The sequence below is a fragment of the Acuticoccus kandeliae genome, assembly GCF_003073115.1.
Genome location: NZ_QBBV01000003.1, coordinates 748,048 through 762,216, shown reverse-complemented (window position 1 = coordinate 762,216; position 14,169 = coordinate 748,048). Strand labels below are relative to the sequence as shown.

The 14,169-nt window shown below is 68.3% G+C and carries 17 protein-coding genes; 10 read left to right on the top strand and 7 right to left on the bottom strand.

Annotated elements, in window-relative coordinates; all coding sequences use genetic code 11:
• Nucleotide 1 precedes the first annotated feature (1 nt).
• The gene (locus tag DBV35_RS22815) at nucleotides 2–229 is read right to left on the bottom strand and encodes a putative signal transducing protein (RefSeq protein ID WP_108662659.1); all 228 of its coding nucleotides are present in this window, start codon (nucleotides 227–229) and stop codon (nucleotides 2–4) included.
• Between the two features lie 262 nt (nucleotides 230–491).
• On the opposite strand from DBV35_RS22815, the gene DBV35_RS22810 reads away from it, so the two are divergent.
• From DBV35_RS22810 to DBV35_RS22800, 3 genes are all read left to right on the top strand, one after another.
• Nucleotides 492–1,424 (top strand): polyprenyl synthetase family protein, encoded by a 933-nt coding sequence (locus tag DBV35_RS22810; RefSeq protein WP_108662658.1) that lies wholly within the window; start codon nucleotides 492–494, stop codon nucleotides 1,422–1,424.
• A gap of 248 nt (nucleotides 1,425–1,672) precedes the next feature.
• Complete coding sequence (locus DBV35_RS22805; RefSeq protein WP_157961917.1) at nucleotides 1,673–2,530, top strand: GAF domain-containing protein; 858 nt, start codon at nucleotides 1,673–1,675, stop codon at nucleotides 2,528–2,530.
• A gap of 309 nt (nucleotides 2,531–2,839) precedes the next feature.
• On the top strand, nucleotides 2,840–3,604 hold the full coding sequence (locus DBV35_RS22800; protein WP_108662656.1) for an HpcH/HpaI aldolase family protein: 765 nt from the start codon (nucleotides 2,840–2,842) through the stop codon (nucleotides 3,602–3,604).
• Between the two features lie 33 nt (nucleotides 3,605–3,637).
• On the opposite strand, the gene DBV35_RS31325 is transcribed toward DBV35_RS22800, so the two are convergent.
• From DBV35_RS31325 to DBV35_RS22790, 3 genes are all read right to left on the bottom strand, one after another.
• Complete coding sequence (locus DBV35_RS31325) at nucleotides 3,638–3,766, bottom strand: hypothetical protein (RefSeq protein ID WP_281262240.1); 129 nt, start codon at nucleotides 3,764–3,766, stop codon at nucleotides 3,638–3,640.
• 173 nt (nucleotides 3,767–3,939) lie between these two features.
• Nucleotides 3,940–4,995: a sugar phosphate isomerase/epimerase family protein gene (locus DBV35_RS22795; RefSeq protein WP_108662655.1), complete on the bottom strand. Its 1,056-nt coding sequence runs from the start codon at nucleotides 4,993–4,995 to the stop codon at nucleotides 3,940–3,942.
• Between the two features lie 70 nt (nucleotides 4,996–5,065).
• Entirely contained in the window at nucleotides 5,066–5,599 is a 534-nt protein-coding gene (locus DBV35_RS22790) for an SRPBCC family protein (protein WP_157961916.1), read from the bottom strand.
• A gap of 148 nt (nucleotides 5,600–5,747) precedes the next feature.
• Between DBV35_RS22790 and DBV35_RS22785 the strand changes: the two genes are divergently transcribed.
• From DBV35_RS22785 to DBV35_RS22765, 5 genes are all read left to right on the top strand, one after another.
• On the top strand, nucleotides 5,748–6,002 hold the full coding sequence (locus tag DBV35_RS22785) for a hypothetical protein (RefSeq protein WP_108662653.1): 255 nt from the start codon (nucleotides 5,748–5,750) through the stop codon (nucleotides 6,000–6,002).
• Between the two features lie 71 nt (nucleotides 6,003–6,073).
• The gene (locus DBV35_RS22780) at nucleotides 6,074–7,108 is read left to right on the top strand and encodes a cysteine synthase A (RefSeq protein WP_108662652.1); all 1,035 of its coding nucleotides are present in this window, start codon (nucleotides 6,074–6,076) and stop codon (nucleotides 7,106–7,108) included.
• Entirely contained in the window at nucleotides 7,105–7,806 is a 702-nt protein-coding gene (locus tag DBV35_RS22775; protein ID WP_108662651.1) for an alanyl-tRNA editing protein, read from the top strand. Before DBV35_RS22780 ends, DBV35_RS22775 begins: the two co-directional genes overlap by 4 nt.
• The gene (locus DBV35_RS22770; protein WP_245944034.1) at nucleotides 7,806–8,627 is read left to right on the top strand and encodes a sulfurtransferase; all 822 of its coding nucleotides are present in this window, start codon (nucleotides 7,806–7,808) and stop codon (nucleotides 8,625–8,627) included. Before DBV35_RS22775 ends, DBV35_RS22770 begins: the two co-directional genes overlap by 1 nt.
• Nucleotides 8,628–8,697: 70 nt before the next feature.
• On the top strand, nucleotides 8,698–9,321 hold the full coding sequence (locus DBV35_RS22765) for a hypothetical protein (protein ID WP_108662649.1): 624 nt from the start codon (nucleotides 8,698–8,700) through the stop codon (nucleotides 9,319–9,321).
• 7 nt (nucleotides 9,322–9,328) lie between these two features.
• Here the strand turns inward: DBV35_RS22765 and DBV35_RS22760 are convergent, their stop codons facing one another.
• The gene (locus DBV35_RS22760; RefSeq protein ID WP_108662648.1) at nucleotides 9,329–9,787 is read right to left on the bottom strand and encodes a type II toxin-antitoxin system RatA family toxin; all 459 of its coding nucleotides are present in this window, start codon (nucleotides 9,785–9,787) and stop codon (nucleotides 9,329–9,331) included.
• Nucleotides 9,787–10,779: a lipoyl synthase gene (lipA, locus tag DBV35_RS22755; RefSeq protein ID WP_108662647.1), complete on the bottom strand. Its 993-nt coding sequence runs from the start codon at nucleotides 10,777–10,779 to the stop codon at nucleotides 9,787–9,789. The genes DBV35_RS22760 and lipA overlap by 1 nt, the downstream gene beginning before the upstream one ends.
• A 239-nt stretch (nucleotides 10,780–11,018) precedes the next feature.
• Here lipA and DBV35_RS22750 point away from each other — a divergent pair, with 239 nt between their 5' ends.
• Together DBV35_RS22750 and galE are read left to right on the top strand one after the other, a co-directional pair.
• The gene (locus DBV35_RS22750; protein WP_108662646.1) at nucleotides 11,019–12,260 is read left to right on the top strand and encodes a glycosyltransferase family 4 protein; all 1,242 of its coding nucleotides are present in this window, start codon (nucleotides 11,019–11,021) and stop codon (nucleotides 12,258–12,260) included.
• 39 nt (nucleotides 12,261–12,299) lie between these two features.
• Nucleotides 12,300–13,286 (top strand): UDP-glucose 4-epimerase GalE, encoded by a 987-nt coding sequence (galE, locus tag DBV35_RS22745; protein WP_108662645.1) that lies wholly within the window; start codon nucleotides 12,300–12,302, stop codon nucleotides 13,284–13,286.
• On the opposite strand, the gene DBV35_RS22740 is transcribed toward galE, so the two are convergent.
• The gene (locus DBV35_RS22740) at nucleotides 13,250–13,969 is read right to left on the bottom strand and encodes an ABC transporter ATP-binding protein (protein WP_108662644.1); all 720 of its coding nucleotides are present in this window, start codon (nucleotides 13,967–13,969) and stop codon (nucleotides 13,250–13,252) included. The genes galE and DBV35_RS22740 overlap by 37 nt on opposite strands.
• Nucleotides 13,970–14,169 lie beyond the last annotated feature (200 nt).

Below are 14,169 nucleotides of genomic sequence, written 5' to 3'. Positions count from 1 at the left end.
GTCAGCGCTTGTTGGAGAGCTCGTCGGCGATTCCGGCATGGGCCATGAGGCTCTTCGCCTCTTCGAGACGATCGCCGTCGACGAGGATGCGGCGCGGGAGAACGCCGAGCGATCCTTCGAGGATGCTCATATTCTCGTCCAGCACCATGTGGTCGATATTGGCGTCCCGCAGAAGGGCTTCCACGAAGGAGATTGTCACCATGTTGTTGGTGCGCATCAATTCCTTCACGCGGGCTCCTTTCGGCTGACGGATGACTTATGTCGGGAGTGAAAGCGGGCCGTCGGATCGGCCGGCGTAGGGAGAGTGCGGCGATAAAATGGCATTGATCTCAACATTGCGTCGGATTGAGGCGCTTGCCGCATTGGCGAGCCGCGCCTATGGTCCGGCCATGCCACAGAAGCACGAGCAATAAGTGACGGCGTCGTCCCTCAGCGCAGCGTCTCCCCCCACCGCCGGTATCGATCGCTTGGTGCAAAGCGTCGCCGATCGCATGGCGGAGGTCAACGCTCTCATCCTGCGCCACGCGGGCTCAGACGTCGCTCTGATCCCCGAGGTGGCCAATCATCTGATCGAGTCCGGCGGCAAGCGCATCCGGCCGATGCTGACGCTCGCGGGCGCGTCTCTCTTCGGCTATCGCGGCGAGTCGGATGTGCTCCTCGCGACGGCGGTCGAGTACATGCACACCGCGACGCTGCTGCACGACGACGTGGTCGACGAGAGCGACCTGCGGCGCGGCAAGCTCGCGGCCCGCAAGATCTGGGGCAATCAGACGAGCGTGCTCGTCGGCGATTTCCTGCTCGGCCAGGCCTTCCGCCTGATGGTGCAGGCGGGCTCGCTGGAGGCGCTATCCCTCTTCGCGAACGCTGCGGCGACGATCTCCGAGGGTGAGGTCCGCCAGCTCGCGGGCGCCAAGAATCTCTCGGTCGGCGAATCCTACTACATGGCCGTCATCGACGCGAAGACGGCGGCCCTTTTCGCCGCCGCGACCGGTGCCGGCCCGATCATCGCGGGCGCGGACGGCCATCGCGAGGCGATGGAATCGTTCGGCCGCAATCTCGGCCTCGCCTTCCAGCTCATCGACGATGTGCTCGACTATTCGGGCGATCCGGCCGTCCTCGGCAAGAATGTCGGCGACGATCTGCGCGAGGGGAAGGCCACTCTCCCCGTCCTCCTCGCCTACGCGCGCGGCGACGCGGCCGATCGCGCCTTCTGGGAGCGCTGCATCGAGCAGAGCAAGGTCGAGGATGGCGACGTCTTCCTCGCGGCCGAGAAGGTGCAGAACACCGGCGCCCTCGTCGACGCGCGGGCGCGGGCGCAGAAATTCGGCGACGACGCCCTGTCGGACCTGCGCAGCATCCCCGCCTCGAACATGCGCGACATCCTCGAAGAGGTCGTCGCCTTCACCCTCGCCCGGCTGCATTGACGTGCGTGCGCGCGGGTCGTGACCCGCGCTGCACGGAATTCAACAATCGCCTTCGAATTGTGCACCAGATCGATAATTGCGGATTCCAACCGGTTTCCTTTTGAGATAAGGTCCGCGGCAACTCAACGTCGATCACGTTCTGACGCATTCGCGGCCTTCGACGCCGCTCTCCTTGTGTGCGGCCGGCTGCCGTCCAACTCGGCGCCGTGCTGGCGATGCAGTTGAAGGTCACGATGGCGGATGTTGACATGTTTTCGACGGACGACCTCTCCCCAAGGAGAGGGTACGGGTCGGACTCTGGCGACTATTCGTCCCTCAACCGGCCGAGCGAGTTCGACAGTCTCACCAACATCGCGAAGCATATCTTCCGCAGCCCCACCGCCGTCGTCACGCTGAGCAATGGCGAGGAGGACGATTCGGGGGACGCCGGCGGCGCGCCGCACGCGGGCAAGCGCACCTCCTTCACCGCCCACATCATCGAGGCCGCGCAACCGCTGATCGTCGAGGACGCCTCGCTCGACCCCCGCTTCTGCGGCAACGCGCTCGTCTTCTCCTACCCCTATGTCCGCTTCTATTGCGGGGTGCCGATCACGCTGCGCTCCGGCTCCACGATCGGCGCCTTCTGCGTGCTCGACTACGCTCCCCGCCCCGCGCCGGCCGAGGCCGAGATCGACGTCCTCGCCGCGCTCGCCCACCTCGTTGCCGACCAGGTGGACCGCGCGGTGATCGCGATGAACAGGCCGACCGACCGCGCCCAGTTCGACCGCGTCGCCGCCTCCTCGCTCGCGGCGGTGCTGGAGGTCGATTCGCACGGCCATATCCTGCGCTCCAACCGCGCCGCGCGGACCCGCTTCGCGGTGACGGCCGAGCGCCTCCATGCCGGGCGCGTCACCGATTTCCTGCCCGACTGGCCGCGCCTCCTCACCGACTATTATTCCGAGCTCGACGCCTCGGGCCGTCCGCACGAATCGACTGAGATCGTCACCATCGACGGGAACGACCGGACGGGTGGGCTGATGCGGATGCGCTGTTCGCTCTCCTCCTGGCTCGACGGCGGGGAACTGCGCTACCGCATCATCCTCGACGACCCGCTCAACCCGCTCTGAGCCGTCACCGCGCACTATCGTGCGCGATTGCCGATCCGCCGCGCCTTCGCTATCCCTTGTTTGAAAAAACAAGAACAGGGAGGCACGAGCGCCGATGTCGCGCGCGGACGCACCGACGAGAGCGGCACCGCGCACGCACGCGGCGCCCCATGGCACCCGCATCGTGACGCGCAAGGCTCGCCACACTTCCCCCATCACGACCCCGACGGGACACGTCCCCGCCCCGCCTTTCCCCCGACGCGACCCGTCCCCGACGGGTCTCGGCGCGTCCGTGACGCGCAATCCCCTCCAACCTTAGGACCATCGAAAATGTCGCCGAACGCCACCAAAGCCGCGATGATGCGGGGCGAAACCGTCTGTGCCATGTGGAGCGGAGCGGCCTCGGCCGACCTCGTCGAAGCCGCGGGGCATATCGGCTGGAAGACGATCATCATCGACAACGAGCACGGTGTCGCCGACCTCGGCCACGCGGTGACGCTCGATCGCGCGATCCGTGCGGCTGGCGGCGAATCGATCCTGCGCATCCCGACCGCCGACCCGGTCCTCCTGAAGCTCGTCCTCGATCGCGGCTTCCGCTCGATCATGGCCCCGATGATCGGGAGCCGCGCCGAGGCCGAGGCGTTCGCGCAGGCCTGCCGCTATCCCCCGCTCGGCCGCCGCGGCTACGCCGCCCCCATCGTTCGCGGCTCGTCCTTCGGCACGATCGCGAACTATGTGCGCGGCAGCGCGGCGGACGACCTGCTCCTGATCGCGCAGATCGAGCACGTGGACGCGGTGGAGAATATCTCGGAGATCGCCTCCGTCGACGGCATCGACATGCTCTTCCTCGGCCCCAACGACCTCGCCGGGTCGATCGGCCGGCTCGAGCAGCTCGACCATCCGGACGTGATGGCCCTGTGCGAGCGGGTGGAGAAGGAGACGATGGCGAGCGGGAAGATGTTCGGGTCGATCGTTCGCCCCGGCCGCACCCCGCGCCAGCTTCATGATCTCGGCGCCCGGCTGATCGCCGGCGTCAGCGATATCGGCCTCTTCCTCGAGGCAGCGCGCAAGGCGCGGGAAGACTACAACTTCTGAGGATGTCGCGGGTCGGCTCCGGCCGGCCCGCCCTCACGGCACGATCGCGGTCAGGACGACCTTCAGCGACGGCAGGTGGGAGCCGAAGATGTGCGCCTCCTGCGGGATGAAGACGAAGGCGGCGATGGCGGCGGTGGTGATGAAGGTGATGAAGTTCGTCATGGTCGGCCCCGTTATTTTTGCGTCGTCATCGCCTCGCTGGCGACACAATGAAAATGGACCGGTTTTTGGAATTTCTCTGTGACGACAGTCACCTGGCGGACGTGATGTTGGTCACGCAATCCGCCTTCGTCCTTGCGGGCGCCGAAGCATTCCGGCGCCCTCCCGCCTGACATTCAGTCGATCCCGAGCATCCGGCGCACCGCGCCGATGTCGCTGTCGCCCTTGGTGAAATCGTCGAAGGCCGCTTCCGTCACCGGGATGATGTGATCGGCGACGAAGGCCGCCCCCTCGCGCGCGCCGACCTCGGCATCCTTCAGCGCGCACTCCCATTCGACGACCGCCCACCCCTCGTAGCCGATGGTGGCGAGGGCGGAGAAGATGGCGACGAAATCGACCTGCCCGTCGCCGAGCGAGCGGAAGCGCCCGGCCCGGTGCTTCCACGACTGGAAGCCCGAATAGACGCCCTGGCGCGCGGTCGGATTGAACTCCGCGTCCTTCACGTGGAAGGCCATGATCCGGTCGGCATAGACGTCGATGAAGCCGACATAATCGAGCTGCTGCAGGAGGAAGTGGGAGGGGTCGTAGTTGATCCCGCAGCGCGGATGGCCGCCGAGCGCGTCGAGGAACATCTCGAAGGTCGCGCCGTCGAACACGTCCTCGCCCGGATGGATCTCGAAGCCGATATCGACGCCGGCCTCGTCATAGACGTCGAGGATCGGGCGCCAGCGGCGTGCGAGCTCGGTGAAGGCCTCCTCCACGAGCCCGGCCGGGCGCTGGGGCCAGGGATAGAGGAAGGGCCAGGCGAGCGCGCCGGTGAATGAGACCGTGGTGGAGAGGCCGAGATGGCGCGAGGCGGCGGCCGCCCGCTTCACCTGCGCGACCGCCCACTCCTGCCGCGCCGCCGGCTTGCCGTGGAGATGGGCCGGGGCGAAGGCGTCGAACGCGACGTCGTAGGTCGGGTGGACGGCGACCAGCTGGCCGAGAAGGTGGGTCGAGAGCTCCGTGATCTCGACCCCCGCGTCACGGCAGGTCCCGGCGATCTCGTCGCAATAATCCTTGGAGTGCGCCGCCGTCTCGAGGTCGAAGAAGCGCCCGTCCCATGCCGGGATCTGGACGCCCACATAGCCGCAATCGGCCGCCCAGGCGGCGATCCCCGCGAGCGTGTTGAACGGCGCGGCGTCGCCCGCGAACTGCGCCAGGAACAGGCCCGGCCCCTTCATCTGAGGCATGTCACCCCCCTCTTGTTTTGGGCAAGCCGACCACCGGCGCGCGCGCCCGTCAAGGCGGAGGGGGCGGCCCCTATGCCGCGCCGATCTTGCCCTGGGCGACGATCGACTTCGCGAGGCGGGCGAAGAATTTCTCGATCAGCTTGTCGGCCGCCGCGTCGAGCAGGCGTCCGCCGACGCGGGCGACGAGCCCGGTGATCAGGATCGCGTAGAAATAGGTGACGGCGGTGCCGCCATCGACCGGGGTGAAGTCGACCCAGCCCTCCCCGGAGGAGCTGCCGAACGGCCCCTTCGCGCCGCCGAAGAGGACGAGGCTCTCGGGCGCGATCTCCTCCGCGAAGGCGGCGCTCACATGATAGGTGCCTTTGATCCGGCCGACCCCGATGCCGACATCGGCGGCGTAGGCGCGTCGCTCGCCCTCGTCGATCCGGTGGAGCGTCTCGGCGCCCGGAATCGCGGCGGCGAGGCGCGCCTCGTCCATCACGATCGCCCACAACGCCTCCGGCGAGACGGCGACCACCGTCGCCCCGCTGCCGCGCATCTGATAGCCGCGCCCCTCGGGCATTCTCGGCCCGTCGCGTCCTGCGCGCAGCGGTGTCTCGTTCATCCGGATCCCTCCTTGGTGCCGTCTGAAGTCATAAGGACAAACGCGTGTGGGGTGATAGGAGGTCCTTCGTTGACGATCCACCCGACGACACCGAAATAACAAGGGACCGTCGCCGACAGAGCGTCGGCACCCGAGGAGTGTTTTCGTCATGACTCAGTTCGTCGAGCCGCTCGTCCTGGATCTTTGCCAGTCCCTCTCGGATGCACCCCGTCCCTTTAATGACGTGATGGATGCGTGGTCCTGCGCCGCGCCGCGCGTCCTTGCCTGGGACAGCGCCCTCGAGCGCGGCCTCATCGTGCGCGGCCTGATGCCCAACGGCGAGGCGATCATCCGCCTCACCGAGGACGGCCGCGACCTCATCTCACGCAGCGACGGGTTCATCCCCGCCGCCGCTTCGGTCTGACACCCGTCCCCCATCCCGCTTTCTTGCCGCGCCGGTGGGGGACCGCTAAGCCTCGCCCACGAGGAGGGCCCATGGCACAGATGATTGACCTCATCGGCAACACGCCGCTGATCCGCTTGAAGAAGGCTTCCGAACAAACGGGCTGCGAAATCCTCGGCAAAGCGGAATTCCTGAACCCCGGCCAGTCCGTGAAGGACCGTGCCGCGCTCTTCATCATCCGCGACGCGATCCGCCGCGGCGCGCTGCGGCCCGGCGGCGTCATCGTCGAAGGCACGGCCGGCAACACCGGCATCGGCCTCGCCCTCGTCGGCAACGCGATGGGCTTCCGCACCGTCATCGTCATTCCCGAGACGCAGTCGGAAGAGAAGAAGGAGATGATCCGCCTCGCCGGCGCCGAGCTCGTCGAGGTCCCGGCCGTCCCCTACAAGAACCCCAACAACTACGTGAAGGTCTCCGGCCGCCTCGCCGCCGAGCTCGCCAAGTCCGAGCCGCACGGCGCGATCTGGGCGAACCAGTTCGACAACACGGCGAACCGCGACGCCCACATAGAGGGCACCGGCCCGGAGATCTGGGCGCAGACCGGCGGCAAGGTGGACGGGTTCATCTGTGCGGTCGGCACCGGCGGCACCCTCGCCGGCACCGGCATGGCGCTGAAATCGAAGAGCAAGAGCGTCAAGATCGGCCTCGCCGATCCGATGGGCGCCGCCCTCTACTCCTACTACACAAGCGGCGAGTTGAAGGCCGAGGGGTCCTCCATCACGGAGGGGATCGGGCAGGGCCGCATCACCGCGAACCTTCGCGACGCGCCCGTCGACATGCCCTTCCAGATCCCCGACGAGGAGGCCGTGCCGATCATCTTCGACCTTCTGAAGCACGAGGGGCTGGTGCTCGGCGGCTCGTCCGGCATCAACGTCGCCGGCGCGATCCGCATGGCGCGCGAGATGGGGCCCGGCCACACGATCGTGACGGTGCTGTGCGACTACGGCAACCGCTACGCGTCGAAGCTGTTCAACCCGGCCTTCCTGCGCTCCAAGAACCTGCCGGTGCCGGCATGGCTCGACCGCAAGTCGCTGATCGAAGTGCCCTACGAGAAGGTGAGCGCGTGAGCGAGCCCCTCTTCCGCGACGACGCGTATCTCACGACCGCCGACGCCATCGTCACTGCCGCCGCGGACGGCGCGGTGACCCTCGACCGCAGCCTCTTCTACGCGGCGGGCGGCGGGCAGCCGGGCGACACCGGCTCACTGGAGCTCGGCGACGGCTCGACGATCCCCGTCACCGACGCGCGCTATGGCGAGGACCGGAGCGGGATCCAGCTCACCGTCGACGGGGTGATCCCCGTCGGCACCGCGGTGATCCAGCATCTCGACTGGGCGCGGCGCTATCGCCTCATGCGGATGCACACCGCGCTGCACCTCCTCTCGGTCGCGCTGCCCTATCCGGTGACGGGCGGGCAGATCGGCGAGAGCGAGGGCCGGCTCGATTTCGACATCCCCGAGCCGACGCTCGACAAGGAGGCGGTCGAGAGCGCCGTGAACGCGCTGATCGCCGCCGACCATCCCGTCACGACGGAATGGATCACCGACGCCGAGCTCGACGCCAATCCGGACCTCGTGAAGACGATGGCGGTGAAGCCGCCGCGCGGCTCCGGCCGCGTGCGTCTCGTGCGGATCGGCACCGTGGACCTCCAGCCCTGCGGCGGCACCCACGTGTCCTCCACCGCCGAGATCGGCCAGGTCGCGGTCACGAAAATCGAGAAGAAGGGCCGGCAGAATCGCCGCGTCCGCCTGACATTGGTGGAATGATGCTGATCACAGCCAAAGACCTCGGCAAGAGGCTGAAGGACGTCGTCGTCCTCGACGCGTCCTGGTACATGCCCGACAGCGGCCGCGACCCGAACGCCGAGTTCGAGGCCGGTCACATTCCCGGCGCCCGCCGCTTCGACATCGACAAGATCGCCGACACCTCGACCGGCCTTCCCCACACGCTCCCCTCCGCGGAGCAGTTCGGCAAGATGGTCGGCGCGCTCGGCGTCACCAACGACAGCGAGATCGTGGTCTACGAAGAGGGCCCGATCTTCTCCGCGCCGCGCGCATGGTGGATGTTCCGCGTCATGGGCCACGACGCGAAGCTCCTGAAGGGCGGCTTCAAGGCCTGGAAGAGCGAGGGCCTCCCTGTCGAGACCGGCCCCGCCCATCACGTCGTCCCGGCGACCTTCACCGCGATCATGCAGCCGCAATATTTCGCCGACGGCGATGGCGTCGCGAAGGCGCTGAAGGCGGACGCCAATGTCGCCGACGCCCGCGCCGCCGACCGCTTCTATGGCCGCGTGCCGGAGCCCCGGCCGGGCGTGCGCTCCGGCCACATGCCGGGGGCGAAGAACGTCCCCTTCACCGCCCTCCTCGACGCCGACGGCAACATCAGGCCGAGCGATGAGGTTCGCGCCGTCTTCGAGAAGGCCGGGGTCGAGCTGGACAAGCCCGTCATCACGACGTGCGGGTCCGGCGTGACGGCCTCGATCCTCGCGATGGCGCTCGACCAGGCCGGCGCCACGGCCGCCGTCTATGACGGATCGTGGACGGAGTGGGGCTCTGACGAGCGGCGTCCGGTCGTGAAGGAAGATTGATCGCGTCAACCGGCGATTAACCGCAATCGGCAACACTTTCCCTGCTTTGACGGGTGGGAGTGTTGCACCGATGCGAGATGGCGAGCCCTTCCAGTTTGGTGTCTTCTTCAGTGCGGCGCCGACATTCCTGAACGCGTGGCGTCAAGGTCCGCGCCAGGCGCGCTGGGATCGCCATTATCTCCTCCAGCCGGGGACGAGCCTGCGCATCATCGGCGGCGAGCGGGTGGAGCTGACCGGAGCGGAGACCGTCGACGGCTTCCGCATCGAGAAGACGCTCCTCAACGCCGCCTTCCCGCTCGACTGGATGTCCGTAACGCTCCTCGAACGCCATGTCGGGGCGCATCTCCACAAGAGCGACCTCGACGGGCGGAGCGCGCAGACCTTCGTCAACACGCTCGCCGTGCCGGGCCTTGTCCAGGCGAGCGTCCTGAAGCGCACCCGCACCGCCTTCCACGGCGCGATCATCGCCTCGACGACCGAGCTGAGCGTGCCCGACTGGGGCGCGTCCTGCGCGTGGGTGTCGTTCGAGAGCGCCAACCCCGACGCCCTGCGCGCGCTCCTGAAGGCGACCGGCCTCGGCAACCGCCAGCACCAGGATCTCGACGATTGGCTGCGCCAGGCCTACCGCAACCGCCGGCCCGTCGCCGCCGCACGGCCCGCGGCCACCGCGGAGCGGCGCCAGCGCGCGGCCTGATCCGGCCTCAGGCGGGGACGCCGTAGACGGTGTTGGCGCGGTCCTCGAACGCCGTCGCGAAGCGGCGGAAGGCGTGGTCGAACACGGAGCCCATCATGGTGGCGAGCATCCGGTTCTTGAACTCGTAGCGGATCGCGAAGTGCACGTCGGTGGTCGCCTCGTCCACCGGCGTGAAGGTCCACCGGTTGTGCAGCTCCTTGAAGGGGCCGTCGAGATAGCTGACATCGATGATGTTGTTCGCGCGGTCGAGCACGACGCGCGAGGTGAACGTTTCCTTGATCACCTTGTAGGCGACCGTCATCTCGGCGACGAGCACGTCGCGCCCGTCCGGCAGCGTGTCGCGCCGCCGCACGGTGAGCGAGCGGCAGAGCGGGACGAACTGCGGATAGGCCGTCACGTCCGCGACCAGGCTGAACATGTTCTCGGCCGAGTGCTTGACCCGGCGGGTGGTGTCGAATTGCGGCATCAGGCGCGCTCGTCGACCTTCGCGCGTGCCTCACGGGCCGCCTTGAGGCGGGCGAAATCGTCCCCGGCGTGGTAGGACGAGCGCGTCAGCGGCGAGGCGGACACCATCAGGAAGCCCTTCGCATAGGCGATCGTCTGGTAGGCCTGGAAGGCCTGCGGGGTGATGTATTCCTTCACCGGATAGTGTTTGCGGGACGGCTGCAGATACTGCCCGATCGTGAGGAAATCGACGTCGGCGCTGCGCAGGTCGTCCATCAGCTGGAGCACCTCGTTCCGCACCTCGCCGAGGCCCACCATGATCCCGCTCTTCGTGAAGATCGTGGGGTCGAGGAGCTTCACCCGGTCGAGCAGGCGCATCGAGTGGTAGTAGCGCGCGCCCGGACGGACCTGGAGATAGAGCGACGGCACCGTCTCCAGATTGTGGTTGAACACGTCGGGCCGCGCCTCGACGACGATCTCGAGCGCGCCGGGCTTGCGCAGGAAGTCGGGCGTCAGGACCTCGATTGTGGTGCCGGGGGCGGCGACGCGGATCGCGTTGATCGTGTCGGCCATGTGCCGGGCGCCGCCATCGGCGAGATCGTCGCGGTCGACGGAGGTGACGACGACGTGCTCGAGCCCCAGCGCGGCCACCGCGTCGGCGACCTTCTTCGGCTCATCCGCGTCGAGCGCCTTCGGCAGCCCGGTGCGCACGTTGCAGAAGGCGCAGGCGCGCGTGCACGTGTCGCCCATGATCATGAAGGTCGCGTGCTTCTTCGACCAGCACTCGCCGATATTGGGGCAGCCGGCCTCCTCGCACACGGTCACGAGGCCCTGGGAGCGGACGATGTCGCGCGTCTCGCGCCAGACCGGCGAGCCGGGCGCGCGCACGCGGATCCATTCCGGTTTGCGCATCAGCGGCGCGTCGGGCCGCTTGGCCTTCTCCGGATGCCGGACGGCGGCCGCCGCGTTGGACGGCGCTGCGCTCACCTTCGTGCGGTCGACCAATGTGACCATCGTTCTCCCCTTCTCTTCCCGCCAACATAATCGGACGCGGCCTCACATGCGAGGGCGGTGCGCCTCGGGGCTGGTGTGCGTGTGTGCGGGGGCGATCGGCGTATTGACACACGCAACCGTAAATTGTAGAACATATTTCGGCCATGCATCATTACTAGGCTGTAAGGCAATTGATGACATGCCGGAGAGCCCATCCGCTCCGCGCATGGAAATGATTTCGCCATTCACCCGGTGCTTACATGCACGTCGTTGCAATTAACCGTTTCTATTCGCCCGACGAGTCGGCGACGTCGCAGATGCTCGCGGACCTCGCCGAGTCGCTCGTCGCGCACGGCGTGGCGGTGACGGTGGTGACAAGCCGCCGCTCCTACGAGGTGACGCGCCGCCTCCCCGCCCGCGAGACGATCCGCGGGGTCGAGGTGCGGCGGGTGTGGACGACGGGCTTCGGCCGGCACGGCCTCGCCGGCCGCATGATCGACTATGTGACCTTCTACATCGCCTCCTTCCTTGCCCTCCTTTCCACCGTCCGCCGCGGCGACATCGTGCTCGCGAAGACGGATCCGCCGCTCGTCTCGGTCAGCGCGTGGATCGTTTGCGCGATCCGCCGCGCGCGCCTCGTCAACTGGTGCCAGGACCTCTTTCCCGAGGTCGCGAGCGCGCTCGGGATGAAATGGCTGGGGGGCGGCGCGGGGCGCCTCCTCATCGGCCTTCGCAACAAGTCGCTCTCCGCCGCCGCGCTGAACGCCGTCCTCAACGCGCCGATGCGCGATCGCCTGATCGCCGAGGGCGTCCCGGCCGAACGCATCCGCATCCTCTCCAACTGGGGGGACAATGCGATCCGCCCGGTGCCGCCGCACGAGAACCCGCTCCGCCGCGAGTGGGGCGTCGAGGAGCGCTGCGTCATCGGCTATTCCGGCAATCTCGGACGGGCCCATCTGCCCGACCACATCGCCGACCTCATCGCCCGGACGGGCGACATTCCCGCCCTCCAATGGCTCTTCATCGGCGGGGGGAAGGGGCTCGGGCGGATCCGCGCGCTCGCCGAGCAGCGCGGCGAGCACGCCATCGCCTTCCGCCCCTACCAGCCCCGCGCGGCGCTGAGCCGGAGCCTCTCCGTCCCGGACATCCACCTCATCAGCCTCGACCCGGCGTGCGAGGGGCTGATCATGCCGTCCAAATTCTACGGGATCCTCGCGGTCGGCCGGCCGATCGTCTTCCTCGGCGCGGAGGACGGCGCCGTCGCGACCGAGGTGACGCGGTACGGGCTCGGCATCGTCCTCCCGTCCGACAGGCCCGAAATCTGGCGCGACCGCCTCGCGACTTTCGCCGAAAGGTTGCAGGAGCGCCGGGGCCAATATACCGACGCCTGCCTCGCCCGCCACCGCGAGTGCCTCGAGGAAACGGCGCTGATGCACTGGCGAAACGCCATCGCCGAGGTCGCCGGCGCGCCCGCGATCGAACGGCATCGGATCGCCGCATAAGGCTTGACCCTCGCCGATCACTACTTTAGGTAGTGGTCCATGGGAAAGATACTGATCACCGGTGGCGCCGGCTATATCGGCAGCCACGTCGCAAAGGCGGTCGCGCGCGCCGGGCTGAAGCCGGTGGTGTTCGACGACCTGTCGACCGGCTCGCACCACGCCGTGCGATGGGGCGCGTTCGAGCCGGGGGACATCCTGGACACGCGCCGCCTCCACGCCGTCTTCGCCGCGCACCGCCCGGTCGGCATCATCCACCTCGCCGCGCTGTCGATCGTGGCCGAATCGCACGACCATCCGGAGCCCTATCACGCGGTGAATGTGGAGGGGACGCGCCGCCTTTTGAGCGTCGCCCGCACCTACGGCCCGATCCCGGTGGTGTTCTCAAGCTCCTGCGCCGTCTACGGCGCCGCGCCCCGCGGCCCCATCGCGGAGGACGCCCCGCTCGCGCCCATCAGCCCCTACGGGGCGACGAAGCTCGCCGCCGAGCGGGAGGTCCTGCGCACCAATGTCCCGGCGATGATCCTGCGCTACTTCAACGCCGCCGGCGCCGATCCGGACGGTGAGATCGGCGAGGACCGCCCGGTCGAGACCCACCTTCTCCCCGTCGCCTTCCAGGCGACCGGCGGCGGCGCCCCGCTCCCGATCCTCGGCACCGACTACCCGACGGCCGACGGCACCGCCGTGCGCGACTATGTCCACGTCAGCGACATCGCGGACATCCACGTCAAATCGCTCCGCCACCTTCTGCTGGGGCGGCGAGGACGCACCCTCAATGTCGGCAGCGGCGTCGGCCACTCCGTGCGCGAGATCGTCCGGATGGTGGAGGCGATCACCGGCGCCACGGTGCCGACGACCCTCTGCGCGCGCCGCCCCGGCGACCCGCCATCCCTCCATGCCGACGTGCGCGCCGCACGCGCCCTCTTCGGCGACAACCTCACCCCGCACTCCGACCTTGCGACGATCGTCGCGACGGCGTGGCGCTGGCACCGTCAGCGCGCGACGAGGGTGCTCGCCGCCGCGGAGTGATTCTCGGACAGGATGCGCCCGTCCGAGAATTCGTAGACCCGGTCGAAAAGGTCGATCGAGCGCGAATCGTGCGTGACGACCATCACCGAGGCCTGGCGTTCGTCGGCGATGGTGCGGAAGAGCTCCATGACCTGCCGGCTGCGCACGCTGTCGAGCGCGGCGGTCGGCTCGTCGGCGAGGATCAGCGGCGGGTCGTTCGCGAGCGCCCGCGCGATCGCGACGCGCTGCTGCTCGCCGCCCGAAAGCCGCGCCGGGCGGTTGTCCACCCGATGGCCGAGCCCGAGCTCCACGAGAAGCTCATGCGCATAGTCGCGGGCCTGCGCGACCGGCACGTCGTCGATCTGCAGCGCGAGCGCCACATTGTCGAGCGCGGAGAGGAACGGGATGAGGTTCGCCTTCTGGAAGACGAACCCGATATTGCGGCGCCGAAAGTCACGCAGCCGGTCGAGATCGGCCTCCGGATGCGACACGCACTCCCCGCGAAAATAGACCGCCCCGTCCGTCGGCGGCTCGAGAAGCCCTGCGATCAGCAGCATCGTGCTCTTGCCCGAGCCCGACGCCCCCATGATCCCGATCAGCTCCCCCGGCCGCGCCTCGACCGTCACCCCATCGAGCGCACGCACCACGGTGTCCCCGCTCGGGAAATGTTTTCGCGCGTCCTCCACCAGAAGCGTCGCACTCATAAGAGACTCTCCTCAGGATGGCCTGCCGGCAGGCGAGCGGCACCGCGTGCGGGAGCCCGTATGAAGGGCGCGGCGAAAGCGGTGGCCGGCGGACACATGGTGGCCCCACCGGAGCGCGAGGCGAAGCTCGTGCCGATCATTTCGCCGGGCCACAGGTCGGCCGCCAGCCTGTTGGACGACCACACCACGTGCCATCAATC

Bases quoted from the DNA above. Each gene is read 5' to 3' on its own strand.
- DBV35_RS22750 (WP_108662646.1), top strand. From the start codon at position 11,019: ATGCACGTCGTTGCAATTAACCGTTTCTATTCGCCCGACGAGTCGGCG.
- DBV35_RS31325 (WP_281262240.1), bottom strand. From the start codon at position 3,766: ATGACGAACTTCATCACCTTCATCACCACCGCCGCCATCGCCGCCTTC.
- DBV35_RS22790 (WP_157961916.1), bottom strand. From the start codon at position 5,599: ATGAACGAGACACCGCTGCGCGCAGGACGCGACGGGCCGAGAATGCCC.
- DBV35_RS22760 (WP_108662648.1), bottom strand. From the start codon at position 9,787: ATGCCGCAATTCGACACCACCCGCCGGGTCAAGCACTCGGCCGAGAAC.
- DBV35_RS22780 (WP_108662652.1), top strand. From the start codon at position 6,074: ATGGCACAGATGATTGACCTCATCGGCAACACGCCGCTGATCCGCTTG.
- DBV35_RS22765 (WP_108662649.1), top strand. From the start codon at position 8,698: ATGCGAGATGGCGAGCCCTTCCAGTTTGGTGTCTTCTTCAGTGCGGCG.
- galE (WP_108662645.1), top strand. From the start codon at position 12,300: ATGGGAAAGATACTGATCACCGGTGGCGCCGGCTATATCGGCAGCCAC.
- DBV35_RS22770 (WP_245944034.1), top strand. From the start codon at position 7,806: ATGCTGATCACAGCCAAAGACCTCGGCAAGAGGCTGAAGGACGTCGTC.
- DBV35_RS22795 (WP_108662655.1), bottom strand. From the start codon at position 4,995: ATGCCTCAGATGAAGGGGCCGGGCCTGTTCCTGGCGCAGTTCGCGGGC.
- DBV35_RS22805 (WP_157961917.1), top strand. From the start codon at position 1,673: ATGTTTTCGACGGACGACCTCTCCCCAAGGAGAGGGTACGGGTCGGAC.
- DBV35_RS22800 (WP_108662656.1), top strand. From the start codon at position 2,840: ATGTCGCCGAACGCCACCAAAGCCGCGATGATGCGGGGCGAAACCGTC.
- DBV35_RS22740 (WP_108662644.1), bottom strand. From the start codon at position 13,969: ATGAGTGCGACGCTTCTGGTGGAGGACGCGCGAAAACATTTCCCGAGC.
- DBV35_RS22810 (WP_108662658.1), top strand. From the start codon at position 492: ATGGCGGAGGTCAACGCTCTCATCCTGCGCCACGCGGGCTCAGACGTC.
- lipA (WP_108662647.1), bottom strand. From the start codon at position 10,779: ATGGTCACATTGGTCGACCGCACGAAGGTGAGCGCAGCGCCGTCCAAC.
- DBV35_RS22785 (WP_108662653.1), top strand. From the start codon at position 5,748: ATGACTCAGTTCGTCGAGCCGCTCGTCCTGGATCTTTGCCAGTCCCTC.